The organism is Dietzia cercidiphylli (assembly GCF_014145145.1).
GTDB classification, from domain to species: Bacteria; Actinomycetota; Actinomycetes; order Mycobacteriales; family Mycobacteriaceae; genus Dietzia; species Dietzia natronolimnaea.
Genome location: NZ_JAALEA010000101.1, coordinates 1 through 3758, shown reverse-complemented (window position 1 = coordinate 3758; position 3758 = coordinate 1). Strand labels below are relative to the sequence as shown.

Sequence of the window (3758 nt, the reverse complement as noted above, 5' to 3'; positions counted from 1 at the left end):
ACTTGTCCACCACTGTCACGCGGTGACCGCGTTCGGCCAACACGCGGGCGGCCTCCAGCCCGGCCGGACCCGCGCCCACCACCACGACGTGGGTTCGGGCCGGCGCCGGAGTCAGCGGCAGCAGCGTCTCGTTGCCCAGCGCCGGATTGACCGCGCAGAAGGGGGTGTCGTCGAAGAAGTTCTCGGCCACGCACAGGTAGCAGTTGATGCACGGTCGCACCAGCTCGGGTGTGCCGGCGGCCAGTTTGTTGGGCAGCTCCGGATCGGCGAGCAACTGCCGGCCCATGGCGGCGAAGTCCACCTTGTCGTCGTCGATCGCCTTCTCCGCGACCTCCGGCAGCATGCGGCCCACCGCGATCACCGGCACCGACACGGCCTGCTTGATGGCCGCCGCGTTGTCCAGGTACGCGCCGACGGTGTCCGGCAGGGGGCCGTCGGTGAAGTTGTCGAAGGGGTTGCGGCCCCACCCGGTCACATGGATGGCGTCGGCGCCCGCGCGCTCGAACATGCGTGAGGCCTCGATGGCCTCCTCGAGCGTCAGCCCGCCGTCCTGGCCGTACTCCTCGCCGGCCACCCGCACCAGCACCGCGAGCGTGTCCCCCACCCGCTCCTTGACCGCGGCGATGACCTCGCACGCCAGCCGCGCCCGGTTGGTCAGCGACCCGCCGTAGGAATCGGTGCGCTGGTTGTCGCGGCGGTTGAGGAACACCCCGAGGATGTAGCCGTGGGCCACGTGGATCTCGATCGCGTCCGCACCGGACCGGGCGATGCGGTCGGCGGCATCGGCCCAGGTGGAGACGAGCCAGGCGATGTCGGCGTGGTCCATCTCCCGGTAGACCGTCTTCTTGCCACCGGTCGCGGCGCCCATCCTGCCGAGCTCGTCGGGGGTGCTGTCGGCCAGCGCGGAGTAGTCGTAGTCGTAATCGGGCGCGCTGGGGGCGATCACCGGCCGGTCGTTCGCGATGTCCACCCGCGCGACCTTGCCGTGATGCGTGGACTGCACACACAATTTCGACCCCGCGGCGTGGACGGCGTCCGCCAGGGCCGTGAGCCCGGGGAGGAACCTGTCGTCCGAGAGCCCCGGTTCCTTCATTGACGCCGCGCCGTGCGGGAAGGCGATCGCGCACGCGCCGGTGATGATCAGCCCGGCACCTCCGGCGGCGCGGGCGACGTAGTGGTCGATCTCCCGCTGCTCGATCTCACCGTCCTCCGAGACGTTCATGTCCATGGCGGGTAGCACGATGCGGTTGGCCGTGGACATGGGGCCGATACGCCCGGGCGACAGGAGACGAGGGAAGGAGGTGAGGGTGGTCACCCTGAGGAGAATACGCGGGGGTTGACGGGTGTCAAGAACAGGTTCTAGTTATCGCCGGGCGGGGCGACGCGCTCGTGACGCAGTGCGTCAGGAGCCCATGCCGAACCGGGCCGCGAGATACGGCAGCAGTCCCATGCACTCGGGCGTCAGGGCCAGACAGGACGCCTCACCCGGCCCGGGGCCGAAGAGATAGCGCAGCGGATTCTCGATCGAGCCAGAGGGAAACACGATGTCGCTCCTTACCAGTGCGGGTGCGGTGCCTTACACGCGAAATCGAACCCTACCGGGGACCCGTTACGCTGCGGCGGCCTTCACGCTGGCACGGGACGCGAGTTGCTACGGTGAGCGCACTCCACCGTCGGAAGAGCGCCACATGATCCGTCGCATCCTCGCCCAGTGCACTGTCAGCGATATCGCCCGCGCCGAGCAGTGGTACTCCCTGTTGTTCGATCGCGCCCCCGACCTGCGGCCCATGCCCGGTCTCATCGAATGGCACCCGGGCGACAGCTTCGGACTACAGGTGTGGTCCGAGCCCGAGCGCGCAGGCCAGTCGACCGTCGTCCTCGACGAGACCGACCTCGACGCCGCCGCGGCCCGGCTGACCGCGAGCGGCATCGCCCACGATGGCCCGGTCCCGGGTGGCGGCGGCCGGATCCTCCTACTGAGCGATCCGGACGGGAACCGGGTCGTCATCACCGGGCAGTGACCCTTGGGCGCAGTAGGAACCTGGTTCCTGGTGGCGGGCTAGGCTGACCGCTCGCTGACCTGCGATGCCCTGGACCGCCCGTGCAGGGCACCCCAGGTCAGCGGCGTCACGCCCGCCGCGCCCCGGCCCACCCCGGCCCGCGCACCAGGTAGCCGACCCGGTCCTTCCAGGTCTCGGATCGGAACACGTCTCGGGCGATCGCGATCCACTCGTGCGAGGCGATCCGCGCCGGGTTGAACGTATCGATGTTGGTGGTCAGCCCGTAGACGACCTTCTGCCCCTCGGGCTCGAAGGTGCCGAACAGGCGGTCCCACAGGATGAGGATGCTGCCGTGATTCCGGTCCAGGTACTCGCGGTTGCTGCCGTGGTGCACTCGGTGGTGGGCGGGTGAGTTGAAGACCCGCTCGAACGGCCCGATCGACCGGATCACCTCGGTGTGGACCCAGAACTGGTAGATCAGGTTGATCGCGCGGGCGTCCTGCACGAGCGCCGGCCGCACGCCCAGCAGCGAGAGCAGCCCGTACGGCACGTAGATCGTCAGCGCCTCGGCCACCGGCTGCCGCAGTGCGGTGGAGAGGTTGTAGCGCTCGCTGGAGTGGTGCACCACGTGCATGGCCCACAGCCAGCGGCTCTCGTGATCGAAGCGGTGGTTCCAGTAGTAGATGAAGTCCCACCCCAGGATCGCCACCGCGTAGGCGAGCGGACCCGTGCCCAGATCAAGCGGGGAGAGGCGGAAGAGCCTCTTGCCGGCCGTCTGCGCACTCCACAACGTCGAGACCGTCACCACCGCCGAGGCGAGCGACGTCACCGCCGACCCTCCGGTGATGCGTCGCAGCGCGGGCAGCACCTGGGCGGCCCCGGGGACGGGATCCGGGTCGGAGGTGAGGACCTCGTCGTCGTCGTTCCCCTTCGCCCGGCCTGACAGGGGCGGTTGGCTTGACAGGGGTGCTCGACTCGAAAGGGATGACGACACCCTCGACGGCAACGCGCCCGCCCTGAGCAGACCGGTGGTCCGGGTGCGCCGCACCACGTCTCCCACCGTCGCTGCGGCCGCCGCCGCGAGGGACAGGCCCATCAGCGCCTTGGCGTACCGGCCGGTGCGCGGGGTGACGGGGGCGAGCAGCGTGTCCGCCACGTACGGAGCCACCAGACTGCCCACGCCCATCGACAGGCTGGCCATGGTGTCGGCGAACTCGTAGTCGCCGGCCCGCTCCCCTTCCGCCGGATTGCGGGACTGCCATGCGTATTCGGCCGCCATCGCCGCGATGAAACCGGGGATGGCCAGGACCGTCAGATCAACCTTCACGCTCTGAGGATATGACGTGGGTCACTGTGGCGCGAGGGCGGGAGCCTCGGGTCGGGCCGACGTTCCCTGTGCCCCTTTCAAGATATAGCTGGTGGGGGGTCTTGCCGCAAGACCCCGGTGGGGGCGCACACTAGCGCGATGCCACCCCTGCCGACCAGCATTTTCGCTCTCCCCGACCACCTTCGGAGCAAGGCCGATCCGGCCCTGATCGCCGCCGACGAACAGCAGTTCTCGGCGATCGCGGACTGCCTCGCGCAGCGGGTCGCCGACCTGTCGGCCCGCCTGGGCGCCCGTCGCCGCGACCCGGCCGGTACCGGCGCCCAGACCATCGACCGCGATGCGGACATCCGCCGCCTCGTCGCCGAACTCACCACCCTGCGGCGCTTCGGGTTGGACCTGTGCATCGGGCACGTCGCCTTCACCGGGGGCGC

The 3758-nt window shown here is 69.8% G+C and carries 4 protein-coding genes and 1 pseudogene; 2 read left to right on the top strand and 3 right to left on the bottom strand.

Annotation, left to right across the window (positions count from 1 at the left end; genetic code table 11):
• A partial coding sequence (locus G6028_RS04420) for an oxidoreductase (protein WP_182658169.1) occupies positions 1-1261 on the bottom strand: 1261 nt, incomplete at its 3' end.
• A 141-nt stretch (positions 1262-1402) separates the two neighbouring features.
• Complete coding sequence (locus tag G6028_RS04415; RefSeq protein ID WP_179525730.1) at positions 1403-1543, bottom strand: hypothetical protein; 141 nt, start codon at positions 1541-1543, stop codon at positions 1403-1405.
• Positions 1544-1688: 145 nt separating this feature from the next.
• On the opposite strand from G6028_RS04415, the gene G6028_RS04410 reads away from it, so the two are divergent.
• A complete protein-coding gene (locus G6028_RS04410; protein WP_182658168.1) occupies positions 1689-2021 on the top strand; it encodes a VOC family protein in 333 nt (110 codons plus the stop codon).
• A gap of 106 nt (positions 2022-2127) precedes the next feature.
• Here the strand turns inward: G6028_RS04410 and G6028_RS04405 are convergent, their stop codons facing one another.
• On the bottom strand, positions 2128-3327 hold the full coding sequence (locus G6028_RS04405; protein ID WP_182658167.1) for a sterol desaturase family protein: 1200 nt from the start codon (positions 3325-3327) through the stop codon (positions 2128-2130).
• A gap of 138 nt (positions 3328-3465) precedes the next feature.
• On the opposite strand from G6028_RS04405, the pseudogene G6028_RS04400 reads away from it, so the two are divergent.
• Positions 3466-3758 (top strand): annotated as a pseudogene (locus tag G6028_RS04400) (AAA family ATPase); the annotation flags it as partial.

What these genes read in the sequence shown, in the direction of transcription:
- G6028_RS04410 (WP_182658168.1), top strand. Translation starts at nt 1,689, where the DNA reads ATGATCCGTCGCATCCTCGCCCAGTGCACTGTCAGCGATATCGCCCGC.